This window comes from Streptomyces sp. NBC_01335 (assembly GCF_035953295.1).
Lineage (GTDB): Bacteria > Actinomycetota > Actinomycetes > Streptomycetales > Streptomycetaceae > Streptomyces.
The window spans coordinates 2,535,615-2,555,821 of record NZ_CP108370.1 but is presented as its reverse complement, the minus strand read 5'-3'; the positions used below and the strand labels follow the sequence as shown (position 1 = coordinate 2,555,821).

Below are 20,207 nucleotides of genomic sequence, written 5' to 3'. Positions count from 1 at the left end.
ACCTACTCTCACTGTGTGACCCCTCTTCGGGAGGGGGCTTCTCGCTGCCCTCGGCCGCCTGGCCGGGCAGACCGTTGCGCACCGACCTCGGCCGGTGGTGTGGAGATCGGGAGAAGTCATGGCAGGCCGCGGAGATCCACCGGAAGAGCAGCCCGAGAGCCCCGCCGACGGCGAGGACGAATACCGCTCGCTCGTCTTCGACGAGTCCTTCGTCCGGGCTGCCCGACTCCAGGAGTTCTCCGCCCAGGAACGCATGGGCGAGCACGCCCGCGCCGTCCGCTCCCTGCCCCGGCGCTCCTCGCACAAGAGCCCCGGCCTCGCCACCACGATGGTGGTGCTCGTCGCACTGGCCTTCGCCACCGCCGTGTACATCGGCTTCCGCCAGCCGCTGCCCCCGCCCCTGCCCGGCCGGGCGGAACCGCTCCAGGCCACCGTCGTACCGCTCGCCCCGCGCGGAGCCGTACCGGGCGGGACCCCCGGCTCGCTCATCGAGCACGGCCCGGCCGCGCACTTCCGCGTCGGGGCGGCCGGGATCAACCTGCCGGCGGTCCGGCGGACCGACAACTTCTCGGTCAGCCAGGTCATGGCGGCCCTGGCCACCGCCAAGGACTTCCTGGTGGAGTCCTCGCTCAACCCCGACGTCCTCGACGGACAGGAGACCGGGACGGTCAAGGCCCTGCTCGACCCCGACCAGGCCGCCGAGTTCGACCTGAGCATGGAAGGCCCGGCCGGGGACGGCAGGCATCCGGCGGCCGGCTGGCTGGTGCGCTTCGACCCGGCCCACGCCGAACTCGCCGACCCCGCGATCCGGGTCTTCGGGACCCTCGCCTACTCCGAGACGGACGCGAGCCGGCTGGAGGTGGTCGCGGACCACACCTTCACCTACGCCGTGCGCCCGGTTGTCAACGGCCCCCAGCAGGCGGACGGCGCCTCCCTGTTCACCGTGCACCGGCTGCTGCACTTCCGCTTCGACCGGGACGACCTGAGGCTGCACCGACTGGAACTGCGCACCGCGTACGTACAGGCGGGACCGGAGTCCTGCTCCTCGGGGACCGCCCCGGCGCTGCGCCCGCTGCTCGCCGGGGAGCGCGCCGACCCCGCCGGACCCGGGGGGACCGATCCGTACGCGACCGGGACCCCCTCCGGCGGGCTCTGCGGAACGCTGGAGATCAGCCCTCCGCTCGGCCAGGCCCCGCCGGCCCTCCGGGCCCCGGCGTACCCGGGGCCGCGGCTCACGTAACGCCGGGGCCCACGTAACGCCGGGGCCCACGTAGTGCGGGCCCTACTCCGTACCGGCGGCCGGGTCCGGTGCGCCGCCCCGGGCGCCGCCGGTGAACCGGTCCCGGAGCTTGCCGCCCAGGTCCCCGGCGCCTTCCGCGACGTCGCCGACGAGCTTCATCAGCGGGTCCTTGCTGGTGCGGACCGTGTCGGCGTAGTGCGCGGCGGACTCGCGGAAGGAGTCCGTCACCGAGGTGTCCTTGTCCTCCTCGCGGCGCGGGTAGTGGCCGTCCATGATGCGCTGGTAGTCCCGGGTCTCCGACCAGCTCTTCAGCTCCGCCGCCCGCACGGTGGTGAAGGGGTGCGAACGGGGCAGCACATTGAGGATCTTGAGCACGGAGTCGCGCAGATCGCCCGCCTTCTCGTACTCCTCGGCCTGGGCGAGGAAGGCGTCGACGTTCATCTCGTGGAGGTGATTGCCGCCGGCTGTCTTCATCAGGCCCCGCATGGAGGCCCGGAGGTCCTGGCCCACCAGCAGCCCGGCCCGGTCGGCCGAGAGCTCCGACTTGCGGAACCACTCGCGCAGCGCCGTCACGATGGCCAGCACCGCCACGTTGCCCAGCGGTATCCAGGCCACCTTCACCGCGAGGCCCGTCAGGAAGAGCAGCACCGTGCGGTAGACGGAGTGGCCGGAGAGGGCGTGCCCCACCTCGTGGCCCACGACGGCCCGCATCTCCTCCTCGTCCAGCAGCTCCACCAGACCGGTGGTCACCACGATGATCGGCTCGTCGAGCCCGATGCACATCGCGTTGGGCTGGGGGTTCTGCGTGACGTACATCGCGGGGACCTTCTCCAGGTCCAGGATGTAGCAGGCGTCACGGAGCATGGTGTGCAGATGGGTGAACTGCTCCTCGCCCACCCGCACGGAGTCGGAGAGGTAGAGAAGCCGCAGGCTCCGCTCGGGCAGCAGACCGCTGAGCGCCTTGAAGACGGTGTCGAACCCGGAGAGTTTGCGCAGCGCCACCAGCGCCGAGCGGTCCGTAGGGTGCTCGTACGCCCGGGAGGAGATTCCCGGGAACCGCCTGCGCCGCCTGCTGGGTTCGTTCGTACGGGTGTCGCCGGTCATCTGATCCCCCTGGTCGCTGTGGGACGCCGCCCGTCCCCCTGACACCGGTCAGCCTAGGTGCTGGCGCTACGGTGTGCGGGGGGCTGTGGACAACCAAGAGGAGCACCCGGAATGCCGCACACCGTCGCACTGCTTGCCGCCGCCGCGGACGACCAGGGACCCGGCAACACGGTGCGCATCGTGTTGCTCGTCTCGCTCGTCGGGGCGGCCCTGATGGCCTGGCTCCTGCTGCGCGGGTACCGCAACAACGACTCCAACGACTGAGTCGCCGTGAGCGTGCCCGACGGACCCGCATACGATGTGCCCGACGTCTTCCTTCCGACTCCCGACGAATAGGTCCTGCCGAAGATGAGCCTCACGAGCACCGCCCACCAGCTGGTCCTTCTCGCCTCCGAAGGCGGAGAGGGCGGCAACCACGAAAGCCTCAACCCGTACGTGACCGGCGGCGGCGCCTTCATCGCCCTGCTGCTCCTGCTGTTCGTCACCACCCGTTTCAACCGCGACCGCTGAGCGGTGACGCCGTGCCAGTAGGGTCTGCACGCATGGGAGAGCAGGAAGTGCCTACCGGCCGCGGCAAGCGCCGAATCGGCGTCATGGGCGGGACGTTCGACCCGATCCATCATGGACACCTGGTGGCGGCCAGTGAAGTGGCCGCCCAGTTCCACCTGGACGAGGTCGTGTTCGTGCCGACCGGGCAGCCGTGGCAGAAGAGCCACAAAGAGGTCTCGCCGGCCGAGGACCGCTATCTGATGACGGTCATCGCCACGGCGTCGAACCCGCAGTTCTCGGTGAGCCGCAGCGACATCGACCGCGGGGGACCGACGTACACGATCGACACCCTGCGGGACCTGCGGGAGACTCACGGGGACGCGGACCTCTTCTTCATCACCGGCGCCGACGCGTTGTCCCAGATCCTCACCTGGCGGAACGCCGAGGAGCTCTTCTCGCTCTCCCATTTCATCGGCGTGACCCGGCCGGGCCATGTGCTCACCGACGCGGGACTGCCCGCAGGCGGCGTCTCCCTGGTGGAGGTCCCCGCCCTGGCCATCTCGTCGACGGACTGCCGGTGGAGGGTCGCGCAGGGCGATCCGGTCTGGTATCTGGTGCCCGACGGTGTGGTCCGTTACATCGACAAACGGCAGCTGTACCGAGGCGAATGAGCCACGGAGAGGGGCACCGGTGGTGAACGACCGACAGAACCCGTACGACCCGTACGGACAACAGCCGCAGATCATCGGCTACGACGCGTACGGGCAGCCGGTGTACCAGCAGCAGCCCGAGCAGCAGGGCTACGACCCGTACGCCTCCCCGCAGGACCCGTACACCTACGGTCAGCCGACACAGAGTCAGCAGCAGGGCGAGCAGGCGGGCCGGCAGCAGGGCCGGCAGGCGGGGTACGGCTACGACCCGTACGCCCAGCAGCAGCCGCAGCAGCTCTACGACCCGTACACCGGCCAGCCGCAGCAGCCGCAGCAGCCGCAGGGCGGCGAGCAGGGGTACGGATACGGCGGGGGCTACGGCTACGACACCGGGCAGCAGCCCGTGGTGGTCGACGCGACGGCCCAGCAGTGGAACGTCCCGCAGCAGAACACGATGGCCCCGCAGGCCGCTCCCCGGACCGCGCCCCAGGCCGCCGCCCCGGCGCACGCGCCGCAGCCGGATCCCGGGGCCCGGACCGGGGATCAGGGGCCCGTCGGCCAGGAGCCCGGGGTTCCGGAGCAGCGCCGCTCGTCCCAGGACTACCGCACCGGGCAGTTCTCCTTCATCGAGGAGCCGGACGAGGACTCCGAGGACGTCATCGACTGGCTGGCGTTCACCGAGAGCCGCAGCGAGCGGCGTGAGGAAGCCCGGCGCAAGGGCCGCAACCGGCTGATCGGGCTGATCGTCGTCGTGGTGCTCGTCGTCGTCGCTGGGGTGGGCTACCTCTGGTCGGCCGGCAAGCTTCCCGGCTCCTCCGGCGAGGACGGCAAGACCGCCACCGCGGGTGGCCCGCAGCAGCGCGACGTCATCGTCGTCCACCTGCACAACACCAAGGGCGGCGGCACGTCCACCGCGTTGCTGGTGGACAACGTCACCACCAAGAAGGGCACCACCGTCCTGCTGCCCAACTCCCTCGCGGTCGCCAACGACGACGGCACCACCACCACGCTCGGCGAGTCGGTGGAGGACGACGGCAGCACCGGGACCCGCGAGGCGATCGACACCCTCCTCGGTACGAAGATCAGCGGCACCTGGCGGCTGGACACCCCGTACCTGGAGAACCTCGTCGAACTGGTCGGCAACATCGAGGTCGACACCGACACCGACGTCCCCGACACCAAGAAGGGCGCCTCGCCCCTGGTCCACAAGGGCGAGGCACAGACTCTGAGCGGCACGATGGCCGTGGCGTACGCCACGTACCGGGCCAAGGGGGAGCCGGAGGCGAAGCAGCTGACGCGATTCGGGCAGGTGCTGCGCGGAGTGCTGCGCAAGATGTCCGAGGACCCCGAGGCGGCGACGATCACCGTGCAGACGCTCGCCCAGATCCTCGACCCCTCGCTCCCCGAGGCCGACCTCGGCGCCTCGCTCGCCAAGCTCGCGGGCCACGCCAAGGTGGGGGACTACACCACCGAGGTCCTGCCGGTGCAGGACGACGGCACCCTGAGCGACGCGGCGACCAAGAGCGTGGTGAAGGACGTCCTGGGCGGAGCCGTACGTGCCCCGGACAAGGACGCCGCGGTCCGGGTCGGCGTGAAGAACGCCTACGGGGACACCGACGCCCTCGACGCGGCGCGGGTCGTGCTGGTGAACGGCGGCTACTCCTTCGTCGACGCCGGAAAGACGGACAGCCGGTCCACCTCCCAGGTCGTCTACGGCACCGCCGACGACAAGGACAAGGCGGTGGAGGTGGCCAAGACGCTCGGCCTGCCCGAGACCGTCGTGACCAAGGGGGAGGCCGCCGCGAACGCGGACGTCTCCGTGGTGCTCGGCCAGGACTACGTGTTCAAGAAGCCCTGACCCGCCATGCGGGCCAGAACCCGTCGACCGGCCCGCAGGGGCCCCGCGCCGAGGTGGCGCGGGGCCCCTGCGGCGTACCGGGGGAATTCCCAGTCGGCGCTGTCGGCGGTCCGTGAGACCCTAAAGAACAGTCCCGCGATTTCTGGCGGGCACGCGACGACGGCGACGGAACCCCGCCGCTCCGTCCGCGTGCCGATCCGCCAGGGACGACGGAACAGCTTCCAGGGACTGCCCCGACCGCCGACGAAAGCCTGCATGTGACCGCCACGGACCGCTCCATCGAGCTCATCACCGCCGCCGCCCAGGCAGCGGCCGACCGGCTCGCGCACGACATCATCGCCTACGACGTCAGTGACGTCCTGTCGATCACCGACGCCTTCCTGCTGGCCTCGGCCCCCAACGACCGCCAGGTCAAGTCGATCGTCGACGAGATCGAGGAGCGGCTCCTGAAGGAGCTCGGCGCCAAGCCGGTGCGCCGCGAGGGCGACCGCGACGCCCGCTGGATCCTGCTCGACTACGTCGACATCGTCATCCACGTCCAGCACAGCGAGGAGCGCGTCTTCTACGCGCTGGAGCGCCTGTGGAAGGACTGCCCCGAGATCGCGCTCCCCGAGGACGCGCTGAAGACCCGGGGCAAGGCCGAGGAGCACGCCCGGCTCAACGGCACCACGGAAGGTGACGCGAGCTGAACGGCAGCGGCAGCGGCCGGGGCCGCCGAGTAGTCCTCTGGCGGCACGGTCAGACGGCGTGGAACCTGGAGCGGCGCTTCCAGGGCACCACCGACATCGAGTTGACCGACACCGGAGTCGGGCAGGCCCGCCGGGCGGCCCGCCTCCTGGCGTCCCTGAAGCCCGACGCCGTCGTCGCCTCCGATCTGCGGCGCGCGGCGGCCACGGCCGCCGAGCTGTCCGCCGTGACAGGCCTCACGGTCACCCACGACGCCGGCCTGCGCGAGACCTACGCCGGCGAGTGGCAGGGGCTCACGCACGAGGAGATCATCGGCCGGTACGGCGAGCAGTACGCCGCGTGGAAGCGCGGCGAGCCCGTACGCCGGGGTGGCGGCGAGCTGGAGACCGAGGTGGCCGACCGGGCCGCTCCGGTCGTCCTGGACCACGCCGACCGGCTGCCGGACGGTGGCACGCTCGTCGTGGTCAGCCACGGCGGCACCATCCGGACGACGATCGGCCGGCTGCTCGGACTGGAGGCCCACCACTGGGAGGGCCTCGGCGGACTCAGCAACTGCTGCTGGTCGGTGCTGGGCGAGGGTGCGCGCGGCTGGCGCCTGCTGGAGCACAACGCAGGCACCCTGCCCGAACCGGTGCTCGGCGACGACACCTGAGGGGCCGCCCGACCACCCCGGAGGGCACCTCGGGGAGGGCGGCACCGGCCGGATTTCACTTTCCGGCTGGTCACAGGCTAGAGTTCTTCTTGTTCGCAGCGCGGAAAACACCGGAAACGGTGAAGACGCGGAGAAGGACAGCGAACAGCGGGGCTATAGCTCAGTTGGTAGAGCGCCTGCATGGCATGCAGGAGGTCAGGAGTTCAATTCTCCTTAGCTCCACAGATGAAGATCCCGTCCCCTTGGGGGCGGGATCTTCTGTGTTTGCCGGTCCGTGGGTGGCGGTCGCCTGCGTCTTCACCCGTCGTGGGGCCGGGCGCTCGGGCTGACGTAGCGTCAGTGTCGCTCCTCGGGCCCGGTTCGGCGGGCTTCCCCTCTTGCGGTGTCATGGCAGAATCGGAGCGCCGGAGGGGGCGACGGACCGATCGGGAGGGAGCGCGATGCCTGCGAGCCGCGTGCGGGTCCCCGGTCAGTCTTGTGCGTCCGATGCCCCAGCTCCGTCCGCCCGTCCCGTAGTTACCGTGATTCCCGAACACAGGTCCGGTCCCGGCGGCCCGTCCCGCGGCTTCTCCCAGGTGGTCCAGACACCGGAGGGCGGCGGGATCAGGTGCGCACGTACGGCCAGCGGCCACAGCTGGAGCTGACTGCATGGGTGCGCACAGGCGGAAATGCGACTGGTGTGGCAGTGGTACGCCCATCGTCAGGGACATGGATCCGATCAACGCGGACTACCAGTACTGGTGCGAAGAGTGCGCGCGGGCGCTGATCATAAAAGGCGACCCCATCGAGACGTACCGCGAGCTGGAGGGGGAGCCCATCTACGGGCGGCTCCTGGAGGAGCACTGCACCCTCAAGCGGTTCTACTCCTTCGCCACGGCCTGACGGCAGGGCCCGGCGGCAGGGGCCCGGAGGTAGGGGCCGTGGAGTCGCGGTGGGGCCGCGAGGCCGGTGCGAATCGGGCATAGCGGACCGGGTCGGAATGGATTTGGGGAGTACCGGGGAGGCCGTGTAATGTTCTCGATGTCGCCAAGGGAAACCGGAACGGCAAGCGAAACAAGGGGCTATAGCTCAGTTGGTAGAGCGCCTGCATGGCATGCAGGAGGTCAGGAGTTCAATTCTCCTTAGCTCCACAGCGAAGAAGGCGGGTCATCCGAATCGGATGGCCCGCCTTTTCGTTGTCCGCCGTTCTCCGTTGTTCGCCGCGGCTCCCCGTCGCTCCTCGCGGACTTCGCCGGTCCTCGTCGCCGGGCTTCGTGGCCTTCTCGCGCTTCCTGCGGCCGCCCCCGCTCGCCGGCCGCTCGTCGCCCCGCCCGCAGGTCGTCCCGCCGGGCCGCCTCCGGCCGTCCAGCAGGTGGCCGCTCCCGGTGAGGCTCCGGCCCTGTGCGGTACCCTGACGCCATGCGTGCCGTACGCCTTCTGCTTAGCGAGCCGCGCTGATCACTACCGACCGGTGAGAACGCCTGGTCGGACTCGGCGCGGCGTCCCCTCCTGTGCGAGGGGATTTTTCGTTTCCGTAGACGCGCGTCCTTCGACGTGGGCGCCGGCAGATGACGATCGATGGAGCTTTGAGGATCATGAGCGAGACGAATTCCGCAGCCGAGGCTGCTGCGCCGCACCGCTACACGGCGGCGATGGCCGCCGACATCGAGGCACGCTGGCAGGACTTCTGGGACGCCGAGGGCACGTACGAGGCGCCCAACCCGACCGGCGACCTGGCGGGCGACCCGGAGCTGGCCGCCAGGCCCAAGAAGTTCATCATGGACATGTTCCCGTACCCCTCGGGCGCGGGTCTGCACGTCGGCCACCCGCTGGGGTACATCGCCACCGACGTGTACGCCCGCCACCAGCGGATGTCCGGCCACAACGTCCTGCACACCCTGGGCTTCGACGCCTTCGGCCTGCCCGCCGAGCAGTACGCGGTGCAGACCGGCACGCACCCGCGGATCTCCACCGAAGCGAACATGGAGAACATGCGGGCCCAGCTGCGCCGGCTGGGCCTGGGCCACGACAAGCGCCGCTCCTTCGCCACGATCGACGCGGACTACTACAAGTGGACCCAGTGGATCTTCCTGCAGATCTTCAACTCCTGGTACGACACGGACGCCGACAAGGCCCGCCCGATCGCCGAGCTGGTCGCCCAGTTCGAGAGCGGTGAGCGGTCCACGCCGGACGGCCGTTCCTGGCAGGACCTGTCCGCCGTCGAGCGCGCCGACCTGCTGAGCGAGTACCGCCTGGCGTACGCCTCCGACGCCCCCGTCAACTGGTCGCCGGGCCTGGGCACCGTCCTGGCCAACGAGGAGGTGACCGCCGACGGACGCTCCGAGCGCGGGAACTTCCCGGTCTTCAAGTCCAAGCTGCGCCAGTGGAACATGCGCATCACCGCTTACGCCGACCGTCTGCTGGACGACCTGGACGGCCTGGACTGGCCGGAAGCCATCAAGCTGCAGCAGCGCAACTGGATCGGCCGCTCCGAGGGCGCGCGCGTCGACTTCCCCGTCGACGGCGCCGGTGCGATCACCGTCTTCACCACCCGCCAGGACACCCTGTTCGGCGCCACCTACATGGTCCTGGCGCCCGAGCACGAGCTGGTCGAGCGGATCATCCCGGCCGCCTGGCCCGAGGGCACCCACCCGGTCTGGACCGGCGGCCACGCCACGCCCGCCGAGGCCGTCAACGCGTACCGCAAGCAGGCAGCGGCCAAGTCGGACGTCGAGCGCCAGGCCGAGGCCAAGGACAAGACCGGCGTCTTCACCGGCGCGTACGCGACCAACCCGGTCAGCGGCGACCAGGTCCCCGTCTTCATCGCCGACTACGTCCTGATGGGCTACGGGACCGGCGCGATCATGGCCGTCCCGGCGCACGACACCCGCGACTTCGCCTTCGCGCGCGCCTTCGAGCTGCCGATGCGCTGCGTCGTCGAGCCCTCGGACGACCGCGGCACCGACCCCGCCACCTGGGACGACGCCTTCTCGTCGTACGAGGCGAAGCTGGTCAACTCCTCGAACGACGAGATCTCGCTCGACGGCCTGGGCGTCGTGGACGCCAAGGCGAAGATCACCGAGTGGCTGCGGGAGCACGGCGTCGGTGAGGGCACCGTGAACTTCCGGCTGCGCGACTGGCTGTTCAGCCGCCAGCGCTACTGGGGCGAGCCCTTCCCGATCGTCTACGACGAGGACGGCATCGCCCACCCCCTGCCCGAGTCGATGCTGCCCCTGGAGCTGCCGGAGGTCGAGGACTACTCGCCGCGCACCTTCGACCCGGACGACGCGGACACCAAGCCGGAGCCCCCGCTGTCGCGGAACGCCGACTGGGTCAACGTCACCCTGGACCTGGGCGACGGCAACGGCCCGCGCACGTACCGGCGCGAGACCAACACCATGCCGAACTGGGCCGGTTCCTGCTGGTACGAGCTGCGCTACCTGGACCCGAACAACGAGCAGGCGCTGGTCGACCCGGCGATCGAGCAGTACTGGATGGGCCCGCGCGAGGGGCAGCCGACCGGCGGTGTCGACCTGTACGTCGGCGGCGCCGAGCACGCCGTGCTGCACCTGCTGTACGCGCGTTTCTGGTCCAAGGTGCTGCACGACCTGGGCCACGTCTCCTCCGCCGAGCCGTTCCACAAGCTGTACAACCAGGGCATGATCCAGGCGTTCGTCTACCGCGACGCCCGTGGCATCCCGGTGCCGGCCGCCGAGGTCGAGGAGCGCGACGGACAGTTCTTCTTCCAGGGCGAGAAGGTCAGCCGCGTCCTGGGCAAGATGGGCAAGTCCCTGAAGAACGCCGTCACGCCGGACGAGATCTGCGCCGAGTACGGCGCGGACACCCTGCGCCTGTACGAGATGGCGATGGGCCCGCTGGACGTCTCGCGTCCGTGGGACACCCGCGCCGTGGTCGGCCAGTACCGCCTGCTGCAGCGGCTGTGGCGCAACGTCGTCGACGAGGAGACCGGCGAGGTCACCGTCGTGGACACGGAGCCCGGCGAGGACACGCTGCGCGCGCTGCACAAGGCGATCGACGGCGTCGCCCAGGACATGGCCGGAATGCGTTTCAACACGGCCATCGCCAAGGTGACCGAGCTGAACAACCACCTGACCAAGACGGGCGGCCCGCTGTCCCGCTCGGTGGCCGAGAGCCTGGTCCTGCTGGTCGCCCCGCTGGCCCCGCACGTCGCCGAGGAGCTGTGGCGCCGACTGGGCCACACCGAGTCGGTCGTGCACCAGGACTTCCCGGTGGCCGACCCGGCGTACGTCGTGGACGAGACCGTCACCTGCGTCGTCCAGATCAAGGGCAAGGTCAAGGCCCGCCTGGAGATCTCCCCGTCCATCACGGACGCGGAGCTGGAGGCGCTGGCACTGGCCGACCCGGCCGTGGTCGCCGCCCTGGGCGGGGCCGAGATCCGCAAGGTGATCGTGCGGGCCCCGAAGCTGGTCAACATCGTCTCCGCGTGATCGTTTCCGCGTGAGGCGCCGGGGACCTGGGTAGGCAGCTCGTCATGAGGCGCCTCCCGGGGCCCCGGGCCACCGGGCACACGGCTGCCAGGGCTTTCCCCTACGGGCAGGCCGAGGGTTCCGACGGAACCCTCGGCCTGCCCGTTGCGTTTACGGTGGAGAGGGCGGCCGTCACCGGGTGGCCGCCGGAGCACTCACCGCCGGCTTTCCGATCCGCATCCCGATCCGACCGACCGCCGACTGCCGAGGGGCGTTCATGGAGACCCTGTTCTTGATCCTGGCGTTGCTCTTCGTCGCGTTCGTGGGCCTCGGCGTGTACGCCGGGGTGAAGGCCGTCAAGGCCGCCAAGCGAGGCGTCGACCGGACACTCACCCAGGCCCGGCGGACGGTGGAGGAGACCACGCTGCGGGCGAAGAGCTACGGCCAGCCCGGGGTCACCGGTGAGCTGGCGCAGCTGCGGCTCTCCCTGCGCACCGCGATGCGCGCGACCCAGGAGACGCTGGGGGCCGGGGTTGCCGAGGACGCCTCGCTGTCGGAGTCCCTGGGGCTCTTCCAGCGGCTCAGCGTGCACGGCCGGGAGCTGGACGACGAGCTGAAGCGGCTGGAGCGGGAGCCCGACCGCGCGACGGTGGCGACCCTGATGCCCGGGCTGCGGGAGCGCACGGACCGCATCACGAAGTCCGCCGACTCGCTCCGCTGGGCGGCCCGTGACCGGGCCAGGCGGTTCGCCGACGACGACCTGGACACCCTCAACGCGCAGATCGACGTGGAGGCCGGGGCGCTGCGGCACTGGACGACGGGCGAGGAGCCGCCGGCTCCGGCTCCCCGGACGCCGCACGCGCACGGCTCCGGTACGTCCCGTGGTGGTTCCGCCGCGTCCCAGGGGTTCGGGGCGGCCGCGCCGGGGGCGGGGCAGGATGCCTCGCGCGAGCTGCCGGAGTCCGGTCCCGCCGCGCGGATCAGGCCGCCGTGGCAGAAGTCGGCCCGGCCGGAGACGACGAACTGAGCGTCGTGCGGGACGCGTCCGCGCAGGGTGCGACGTGGTGGGTGGTGGTGGCCCCGGGCACCGGCCCCGCAGGTGGCAAGATGCCTCCCGCACCGTCCGTAAGGGATCAGCGGCCCGGGGTCGGGCTGCCGCGCCCCTGCTCCGGAAGGTAATCTCCGGCTCATGTCCCGCCATGTCGCGATCGTCACCGATTCAACGGCCTACCTGCCTCCCCGGACGATGGAGCGGCACGGCATCACAGCGGTGCCGCTGACCGTCGTCCTCGGCGATCAGGCGCTGGAGGAGGGCACGGAGATCTCGTCCCGTTCGCTCGCGGTGGCCCTCCAGAAGCGCCGTTCGGTGACCACGTCCCGCCCCAGCCCGGAGGTCTTCGCCGAGACCTACCGGGCAGCGGCCGAAGCGGGTGCGACCGGTGTCGTCTCGCTGCACCTGTCCGCCGAGTTCTCGGGAACGTACGACGCCGCGCTGCTGGCCGCGAAGGAAGCCCCGGTGCCGGTGCGGGTGGTGGACACCGGGATGGTCGCGATGGCCCTCGGCTTCTGCGCGCTGGCGGCGGCCGAGGCCACCGAGGCGGGCGGCGGACTGGACGACGCGGTACTGGCGGCGGAGCGGCGGGCACGTGTCACCTCCGCCTACTTCTACGTGGACACCCTCGACTACCTCCGCCGGGGCGGCCGGATCGGGGCGGCCCAGGCGCTGTTCGGGTCCGCGCTCGCCGTGAAACCGCTGCTTCAGCTCGACGGCGGGCGCATCGAGCTGCTGGAGAAGGTACGGACGGCCTCCCGGGCCATCGCCCGGCTGGAGGAGATCGTCGCCGACCGGGCCGGTACGGGCGCGGTGGACATCGCGGTGCACCACCTCGCGGCCCCGGATCGGGCCGAGCGGCTCGCGGAACGCCTGCGGGAGCGGGTGCCGGGGCTGGTGGACCTGCACGTCAGCGAGGTCGGTGCGGTGATCGGCGCGCACACGGGACCGGGGCTGCTCGGCGCGGTGATCTCGGAGCGGTGAGTCCGGTCCGGTGATCTCGCCGCGCTGATGCCGGCGTGGGTGTTCCCAACGCGTCGATCCCGTCGCGTCCTTGGGGTGTCTTCCCTCCTTCGGGTGGCGGAGTTGTCCACAACTGGGCGGTTGTCCACGGAAATCGGCGCTGCTCAGCGGGTTTGCGCGGAAGTGCCTAACGTCCTGAGGCATGGCTCTTCGATCAGCTCCTCCGCGCCCGTTCTCCGCCGCTCCCGTCCTCGACCTCCCGGCCCCTCCCGACTCCCCGCACCCGCGGCCTGCTGACACCGCGTCCGGCCCCGGGGCTGTTTCCGGTGTCGTCCCTGGTGTCGTCCCCGGCGTTCGACCGGGGCGACGCGCGAGGGGGCGGCCGAAGGACGAGGCAGATGTGGCGGGGCGCCGCCGGGCCGCCGCGTTGCTGGGCGAGGCGGTGGCAGAGCCGGTGGGGGAGTCCATGGGGGATGAGGACGCCGGGGCCGTTGCTCGTGCCGCTCTCCGCGAGCGGTTACCTCTCTGGTTCCAGCTCCGTTGCGCCCTCGAACCGAAGGCGACGGCCGCCTTGGGCGTGGTCCTGGTCGGCCTCGCGGTCCTGGCCGGGGCGCACTTCTGGACGGCCGGGCCGGAGACCGTACGCGTCCCCGAGGCGGTGCGGGCGGCGGCCGAGGTGTCCGCCCTGCCGCGTACGGAGAACGCGGGCGCGACGTCCCTGTCGGCGCCCCCGTCGTCACGGCCACGACCGTCGCCCGCCGCCGCTCCCGACGCCGTGGCCGCCGACCGGATCGTGGTCGACGTGAACGGCAAGGTGCGGCGGCCGGGAGTCCAGCACCTGAGGGCCGGGTCGAGGGTCGCCGACGCGCTGCACGCCGCTGGGGGCGTACTCGCGGGGACGGACGTCACCGGCCTCAACCGCGCCCGGATCCTCAACGACGGCGAGCAGGTGGTGGTCGGAATCCCCACGGCCCCGCAGCCCCCGGGTGCGGCGGGGGGACCGGTGCCGGGCGGCGGAGAGGCGGCGCAGGCCGGGCCGTTGAGCCTCAGTACCGCCACCGCCGAGCAGTTGGAGACGCTGCCGGGGGTCGGGCCCGTCCTGGCCCAGCACATCGTCGACTACCGCACCGAGCACGGGGGATACGCCTCCGTCGACGAACTGCGGAACGTCACGGGCATCGGTGACCGGCGCTTCGCCGATCTCCAGCCCCTGGTGCGGCCATGAACCGGGACACCGGCGCCCCCGTCCGCACGGAGCGCCCGACAGCCTCCGGTGCGGGCGCGCGTACGGCTGCGGGCTCGGGTGCGGCCTCCGGTGCGGGGCAGGAAGGTCCGGCCGATCTGAGGCTGGTGCTGCCGGCTCTCGCCGCCTGGGCGTCCGCCGCGCTCTGCCTGGTCCTCCCCGGGGCCTGGACGGCAACGGGGGTCGTCGTCTGTCTCGTGGTGGCCTTGGTGCTCCTGCGCATGGCGCGGGGCAAGGGGACCCGCCGGTCCACCGGAAGGGGTGCGGTCTGCGCCGTGCTGCTGTGCGCGGCGGCCGGGGCCGCTTCGGCGGGGCTGCACGGGGCCGACGTGCGTCGGGGCCCGGTACCGGGGCTGGCGCGGGCGCACACGGAGGTGGAAGCGGAGGTGACCGTCACCTCCGATCCGGTACGGACGCGGGCCCAGGTGCGCGGCAGCCGGAGCATGCCCGCCCTGCTGCTGATCGACGCCGAGGTCACCCGGCTCGCGCTCCCCGGTCCCCGTCCCGGCTCAGGCTCGGATACCGGCTCCGCCTCGGGCTCCGGCTCCGCCTCGGGCTCCGGCTCCGCCTCTGGCTCGGGTTCCGGCTTCGGCTCCGGATCGGGCTTCGGCTCCGGTATGGCTCCTCCCGGCTCCGGCTCGGCTGCGGCTCGCGCCGGCGTGGAGGCGTACCGGCTCCGCACGCCGGTCGTCCTGATGGTGTCGCCCGGCGCCGCGACGCGGGCGTGGCAGAGCCTGCTGCCCTCCACCGGTCTGCGGATCGAGGGCCGGCTCGTTCCCTCCACGCGCGAGGGCGAACGGAGCGCGGCGACCCTGCGGGTGGCGGCGGGTACCGCGCCACGGATCGCCACCGGGCCCACTTTCACACAGCGCCTGGCGGGGGAGTTGCGCGAAGGGCTGCGCCGGGCCACCGAGGAGCTCGGCCCGGACGCCCGGGCGTTGTTGCCCGGCCTGGTGGTCGGCGACACCTCACGCGTCCCGACCGAACTGCACGATGCTTTCCGATCCACCGATCTCGCCCATTTGCTGTCTGTTTCTGGTGCGAATTTATCCATTCTTCTCTTCCTGTTGATCGGCCCTCCGGGTGCTGCCCTGAGTGCCGAACGGCGGGGCCTCGCGCCCCGGTTGGGGCTGACCTTGCGTGCGACGGCGCTGACCGGCGGTCTGATCACCCTCGCGTTCGTGATCGTCTGCCGGCCGGAGCCGAGCGTGCTGCGCGCGGCGGCGTGCGGACTGGTCACGCTCCTCGCCATCGGGACCGGCCGGCGCAGAGCCCTGATTCCCGCACTGGCGGCGGCGGTTCTGCTGCTGGTGCTGTACGACCCGTGGCTGGCCCGGAGTTACGGCTTCCTGCTCTCCGTCCTCGCCACCGGATCGCTGCTCACTCTCGCGCCGCGCTGGGGAGCGGCGCTCTGCCGGAGGGGGGTTCCCGCCAGGCTCGCCGAGGTGCTGGCCGCCGCCGCCGCGGCGCAGGCCGTCTGCGCGCCCGTCGTCGTGGTGCTGGCCTCCCGGGTGAGCCTGGTGGCGGTCCCGTGCAACCTGCTCGCCGAGTTCGCTGTGGCGCCCGCGACGGTCCTCGGGTTCGCCGTGCTCGCCGTGGCCCCGGTGTCGATACCCGCGGCGCAGGTGCTGGCCCGGATCGCGGGGTGGCCGGTGGAGTGGATCGCGGGCGTCGCCAGAACGGGTGCCGGGCTGCCCGGGGCGGAGGCTGCCTGGCCCGGTGGCTGGGGAGGGGCCGCGCTGCTGGCGGGAGCCACGCTGCTCGTGGTGGTGGGCGCCCGCCACCTGGGCCGGCACCCCTGGGTCTGCTCGGTGGCCGCGCTGCTGCTGGCCCTCGCGGTGGTCAGGCCCGTGCCGTTGACCCGCATGGTGACGGGGTGGCCGCCGCCCGGCTGGGCCTTCGCCCTGTGCGACGTCGGGCAGGGCGATGCGATGGTGCTCGCGGCCGGGGACGGAACCGGGGTCGTCGTGGACGCCGGGCCCGAACCGGCACCCGTCGACCGGTGCCTGCGGGAGCTGGGCGTCAGACGTGTACCGCTGCTGGTGCTGACCCACTTCCACGCGGACCATGTGCGGGGCCTGCCCGGTGTGCTGCGGGGCCGGCCGGTGGGGGCGGTCCAGACGACCGGCCTCGAAGAGCCGGCGGAGCAGGCCGCGTTCGTACGGCGGACCGCCGCCGCCTCGGGAGTACCGCTGATTCCGGCGGCGGCGGGGGAGCACCGCCGTATCGGGGTCCTCGACTGGCAGGTCCTGTGGCCGGAGGCGGGCGCGGGGACGACGGTGGCGGCTCCGGGCGTGCCGGAGGAGCCGAACGACTCCAGCCTCACCCTGCTGGTCACGGCGCGGGGCGGTCTGCGGCTGCTGCTCCTGGGCGACCTGGAACCCCCGGCCCAGCAGGGCCTGATACGGGCGCACCCCGAACTGTCCGGCGTGGACGTGCTCAAAGTGGCGCACCACGGCTCGGGTTTCCAGGACCCGGGGCTGATGCGCCGGGTGCGGCCGAGGCTCGCGCTCATCTCCTGCGGCGCCGGGAACCCGTACGGGCACCCCGCCCCGCGCACCGTGGCGGCTCTGGCGGCGGGCGGCGCGAAGGTGCTGCGTACGGACGTGGACGGGGCGATCGCCGTGAGCGGCGCGGGGGCCGGACTGCGGGTGGTGGGCCGCCGGTAGGGGGTTCTCCGGTACTCGGGAGCGGCACCGTGAAGGAGGTGTGGAGTGTCCGCAATACGGACCAATTTATGAGAGGTGGCGTCAATAAGGATCTTCGGTAACAGCCCGTCACAGCACCGTGCATCCCCGTACGAGCAGCTCTGTTTGCCTCGAACGCGGCAAGAATGATCGAATGCATTTTCGTCGGCGGGCCGCTGCTCCGACAACGACGTCCAGCTGTAGGGGCCCCAGGTGATCGCCCCCAGGAGTGCGCAATGTTCGGCCGTTGGTTTCGCAGCAATGGACAGTCGGGTGCCGCCTCCGGTGGCGCCCTCGCCGGAGTCACCGTGCCGCAGTCCGCGGGCGTGATCAGCTGCCGGGTGCTCGACCCGGTCGACCAGCCGGTGCTGCAGGCCGAGTTCGTCGTCACGGACGCCGGGGGCCGCAGAGTCTTCGGTGGCGACACCGACCCGTACGGGAGGATCCTCGCGGCGGTTCCGGCGGGCGAATACCGACTGGGCATCACCTCCGAGGGGTTCACCCCCTTCCACGGGCCGGTCACGGTGACCGAGAACGGGCACGCGAACCTCGGCGACGTACGGCTCCAGCTGGCGCAGCCCCCGCAGCTCCCCACCCCCGGTGACTGGGAGATCGAGCCGACCCACACCCAGATCGGCTTCACCGCCCGGCACATCGGCATGGCGCGCGTCCACGGCAGGTTCAACACCTTCGCCGGTGCCATCCGCATCGCGGAGCACATGGAGGACTCGGCGATGCACGTCATCATCGACGCCGCATCGATCGACACCAACGTCCAGATGCGCGACGACCACCTGCGGTCGGCCGACTTCCTGGACGTCGGCCACTTCCCGACGCTGGAGTTCTACAGCGAGCGCTTCGTGCACCGCGGCGGGAGCCGGTGGGCCGTCACCGGGGCGCTCACCCTGCACGGCGTCAGCCGCACCGTGACGCTGGACACCCAGTACCTCGGTCTCGGCAACGGGCTGGAGGGCGAGGCGCGGGCCGCCTGCCGGGCCACCACCGAGCTGCACCGCGAAGACTTCACCCTCACCTGGCAGACGATGCTGGCCAAGGGGATCGCGGTCGTCGGCTCCAGCATCTCCATCGAGATGGACATCCAGATCGTCCAGAAGAGCTGACCCGCCGGGCAGGGCCCGGGCCCGACGGGGTACTGGGATCCCTGCCCCGCCCGGCGCCCCCGCTCGTGGCCCCGTGCCCCCGCTGCGGCTCCGTTACGGGGCCTCCGGTTACGGGGCCTCCAGCCACCCCTCGTACTCCGCCGCGAAGGCGTCGAGAGCGGCGGTGTCCAGCTGCCCGTCCGGGTCCTCCACGACCACCAGCCACTGGGCGTCCTCGGCGTCGTCCTCACCGGCCAGCGCGTCCCTCAGCAACTGCGGTTCCTCGCCGACGGCGAAGCGGTCGGGGAGTTCCTCGGCCACCTCCCGGGCGGCGTCACGGTCGGGCAGCACCAGTACATGTCTCACATCGCTCACCCACATATTCTCGCCCGCGTTCCACCGTGCCCCGGACCGAGGACCGGGCGGACGGCGGACCGGGCAGGCAGCGGAGGGCGGACCGGGCAGGCGGCAGCGGAGGGCGGACCGGCTGTCGGTGGGGCGTGGGATGCTGGACGGCGATGGCCACCAGAAGGAACCCCACCGACGACCCGCTCGCCCCTCTCACGCTCGCCGTGGGCCAGGAGGACCTCCTCCTCGACCGCGCCGTGCAGCAGGTGGTGGCGGCTGCCCGCGCCGCCGACGCCGACACGGACGTCCGCGATCTCGCCTCGGAGCAGTTGCAGCCCGGCACGCTCGCCGAGCTGACCAGCCCGTCCCTCTTCGCCGAGCGGAAGGTGGTGATCGTCCGCAACGCCCACGATCTCTCCGCCGACACCGTGAAGGACGTCAAGGCGTACCTCGACTCCCCGGCCGAGGAGATCACCCTGGTGCTGCTCCACGCGGGCGGCGCCAAGGGCAAGGGCCTGCTGGACGCGGCCCGCAAGGCCGGAGCGCGTGAGGTCGCCTGCCCGAAGACGACGAAGCCGGCCGAGCGGCTCACCTTCGTACGGTCGGAGTTCCGGGCGCTGGGCCGTTCGGCCACCCCGGAGGCGTGCCAGTCCCTCGTGGACTCCATCGGCAGCGACCTGCGGGAGCTGGCGAGCGCCGTCTCCCAGCTCGTCGCGGACGTGGAAGGCACCATCGACGAGGCCGTCGTCGGGCGCTACTACACGGGCCGTGCCGAGGCGTCCTCGTTCACCGTCGCCGACCGGGCGGTCGAAGGGCGGGCGGCCGAGGCGCTGGAGGCGCTGCGCTGGTCGCTCTCGACGGGGGTCGCCCCCGTCCTCATCACCAGCGCCCTCGCCCAGGGCGTCCGGGCCATCGGCAAGCTCTCCTCCGCCCGGGGCGGTCGCCCCGCCGACCTGGCCCGCGAGCTCGGCATGCCGCCGTGGAAGATCGACCGGGTACGCCAGCAGATGCGCGGCTGGACCCCGGACGGGATCGCGGCGGCGACCCTGGCCGTGGCCGCCGCCGACGCCGGCGTCAAGGGCGGCGGGGACGACCCGGAGTACGCCCTGGAGAAGGCGGTCGTCGCCGTGGCGCGAGCCGCCCGCGCGGGCCGCTGATCCCGAGCCGCTGAGCCGGTGCCGGAGGTGAGACCCCCGGCCTCTGGAGGCCCATACCCGCGCCCGCGCCCGTACGCGCACACCCCCGCCCCACACACGGAAAGGCCCCGTTCGTCACCCCGGGGAGGGGGACGAGCGGGGCCTTTCCGTTCACGCTGTGTGTGCCGCACCCGCGTGGCGAACGCAGGTTCGGTGTGCGGCACGGGGTGCCGGTCAGGAGCGGGAGAGAGGGCCCGCTGTGTCCGTTCCGGCGATCACATCAGGGTGCTCAGGCGCTGAGGGAGGCAACCTTGGAGGCCAGGGCCGACTTCTTGTTGGCCGCGGCGTTCTTGTGGATGACACCCTTGGAGACGGCCTTGTCGAGCGCGCGGGAAGCGTCGCGAGCGGCCGTGGTGGCCTTCTCGACGTCACCGGCGACGGCAGCCTCACGGGCCTTGCGGATCGCGGTCTTGAGCGACGACTTGACGGCCTTGTTGCGCAGGCGCGCCTTCTCGTTGGTCTTGTTCCGCTTGATCTGGGACTTGATGTTCGCCACGAGAGAGCCTTTTCAG

The 20,207-nt window shown here is 71.9% G+C and carries 18 protein-coding genes and 2 tRNA genes; 17 read left to right on the top strand and 3 right to left on the bottom strand.

All coding sequences use genetic code 11. The features are described from left to right. Nucleotides 1-118: 118 nt before the first annotated feature. On the top strand, nt 119-1,240 hold the full coding sequence (locus OG599_RS10955) for an SCO2583 family membrane protein (protein ID WP_327175791.1): 1,122 nt from the start codon (nt 119-121) through the stop codon (nt 1,238-1,240). Nucleotides 1,241-1,282: 42 nt separating this feature from the next. Here the strand turns inward: OG599_RS10955 and OG599_RS10950 are convergent, their stop codons facing one another. Next, nucleotides 1,283-2,344 (bottom strand): M48 family metallopeptidase, encoded by a 1,062-nt coding sequence (locus OG599_RS10950; RefSeq protein WP_327175790.1) that lies wholly within the window; start codon nt 2,342-2,344, stop codon nt 1,283-1,285. 111 nt (nt 2,345-2,455) lie between these two features. Here OG599_RS10950 and OG599_RS10945 point away from each other — a divergent pair, with 111 nt between their 5' ends. The 15 genes from OG599_RS10945 (at nt 2,456) to OG599_RS10875 (ending at nt 18,172) form a co-directional block, all read left to right on the top strand. Further along, a complete protein-coding gene (locus tag OG599_RS10945) occupies nt 2,456-2,608 on the top strand; it encodes a hypothetical protein (RefSeq protein WP_327175789.1) in 153 nt (50 codons plus the stop codon). 84 nt (nt 2,609-2,692) lie between these two features. Continuing rightward, nucleotides 2,693-2,854 carry a hypothetical protein gene (locus OG599_RS10940; RefSeq protein WP_327175788.1) on the top strand — a complete coding sequence of 54 codons (162 nt, stop codon included), beginning with the start codon at nt 2,693-2,695 and terminating at the stop codon, nt 2,852-2,854. A gap of 32 nt (nt 2,855-2,886) precedes the next feature. Then, complete coding sequence (gene nadD / locus OG599_RS10935) at nt 2,887-3,504, top strand: nicotinate-nucleotide adenylyltransferase (RefSeq protein WP_327175787.1); 618 nt, start codon at nt 2,887-2,889, stop codon at nt 3,502-3,504. 22 nt (nt 3,505-3,526) lie between these two features. Then, the gene (locus tag OG599_RS10930) at nt 3,527-5,341 is read left to right on the top strand and encodes an LCP family protein (RefSeq protein WP_327179994.1); all 1,815 of its coding nucleotides are present in this window, start codon (nt 3,527-3,529) and stop codon (nt 5,339-5,341) included. A 257-nt stretch (nt 5,342-5,598) separates the two neighbouring features. After that, nucleotides 5,599-6,030 (top strand): ribosome silencing factor, encoded by a 432-nt coding sequence (gene rsfS, locus OG599_RS10925; protein ID WP_327175786.1) that lies wholly within the window; start codon nt 5,599-5,601, stop codon nt 6,028-6,030. Further along, nucleotides 6,027-6,680, top strand: a complete 654-nt coding sequence (locus tag OG599_RS10920; RefSeq protein WP_327179993.1) for a histidine phosphatase family protein — start codon at nt 6,027-6,029, stop codon at nt 6,678-6,680. Before rsfS ends, OG599_RS10920 begins: the two co-directional genes overlap by 4 nt. A gap of 149 nt (nt 6,681-6,829) precedes the next feature. Further along, nucleotides 6,830-6,902 (top strand) — tRNA-Ala (locus OG599_RS10915). Nucleotides 6,903-7,328: 426 nt separating this feature from the next. Beyond that, nucleotides 7,329-7,562: a hypothetical protein gene (locus tag OG599_RS10910; protein WP_275494237.1), complete on the top strand. Its 234-nt coding sequence runs from the start codon at nt 7,329-7,331 to the stop codon at nt 7,560-7,562. A 175-nt stretch (nt 7,563-7,737) separates the two neighbouring features. After that, nucleotides 7,738-7,810: transfer RNA gene (locus tag OG599_RS10905), tRNA-Ala, on the top strand. Nucleotides 7,811-8,254: 444 nt separating this feature from the next. Further along, entirely contained in the window at nt 8,255-11,128 is a 2,874-nt protein-coding gene (gene leuS, locus OG599_RS10900; RefSeq protein ID WP_327175785.1) for a leucine--tRNA ligase, read from the top strand. Nucleotides 11,129-11,384: 256 nt separating this feature from the next. Continuing rightward, a complete protein-coding gene (locus OG599_RS10895; RefSeq protein ID WP_327175784.1) occupies nt 11,385-12,134 on the top strand; it encodes a hypothetical protein in 750 nt (249 codons plus the stop codon). 162 nt (nt 12,135-12,296) lie between these two features. Then, on the top strand, nt 12,297-13,142 hold the full coding sequence (locus OG599_RS10890) for a DegV family protein (protein ID WP_327175783.1): 846 nt from the start codon (nt 12,297-12,299) through the stop codon (nt 13,140-13,142). A 379-nt stretch (nt 13,143-13,521) separates the two neighbouring features. Then, on the top strand, nt 13,522-14,346 hold the full coding sequence (locus OG599_RS10885) for a ComEA family DNA-binding protein (RefSeq protein WP_327175782.1): 825 nt from the start codon (nt 13,522-13,524) through the stop codon (nt 14,344-14,346). Continuing rightward, nucleotides 14,343-17,033, top strand: a complete 2,691-nt coding sequence (locus OG599_RS10880) for a ComEC/Rec2 family competence protein (RefSeq protein ID WP_327175781.1) — start codon at nt 14,343-14,345, stop codon at nt 17,031-17,033. Before OG599_RS10885 ends, OG599_RS10880 begins: the two co-directional genes overlap by 4 nt. A gap of 254 nt (nt 17,034-17,287) precedes the next feature. Further along, on the top strand, nt 17,288-18,172 hold the full coding sequence (locus OG599_RS10875; protein WP_327175780.1) for a YceI family protein: 885 nt from the start codon (nt 17,288-17,290) through the stop codon (nt 18,170-18,172). 108 nt (nt 18,173-18,280) lie between these two features. Here the strand turns inward: OG599_RS10875 and OG599_RS10870 are convergent, their stop codons facing one another. After that, nucleotides 18,281-18,532 (bottom strand): hypothetical protein, encoded by a 252-nt coding sequence (locus tag OG599_RS10870; RefSeq protein ID WP_327175779.1) that lies wholly within the window; start codon nt 18,530-18,532, stop codon nt 18,281-18,283. A 137-nt stretch (nt 18,533-18,669) separates the two neighbouring features. On the opposite strand from OG599_RS10870, the gene holA reads away from it, so the two are divergent. Further along, nucleotides 18,670-19,656, top strand: coding sequence for a DNA polymerase III subunit delta (gene holA / locus OG599_RS10865; RefSeq protein WP_327175778.1), 987 nt, complete (start codon nt 18,670-18,672; stop codon nt 19,654-19,656). A 268-nt stretch (nt 19,657-19,924) separates the two neighbouring features. Here the strand turns inward: holA and rpsT are convergent, their stop codons facing one another. Continuing rightward, complete coding sequence (rpsT, locus tag OG599_RS10860; protein WP_327175777.1) at nt 19,925-20,191, bottom strand: 30S ribosomal protein S20; 267 nt, start codon at nt 20,189-20,191, stop codon at nt 19,925-19,927. Between the last annotated feature and the right edge of the window lie 16 nt (nt 20,192-20,207).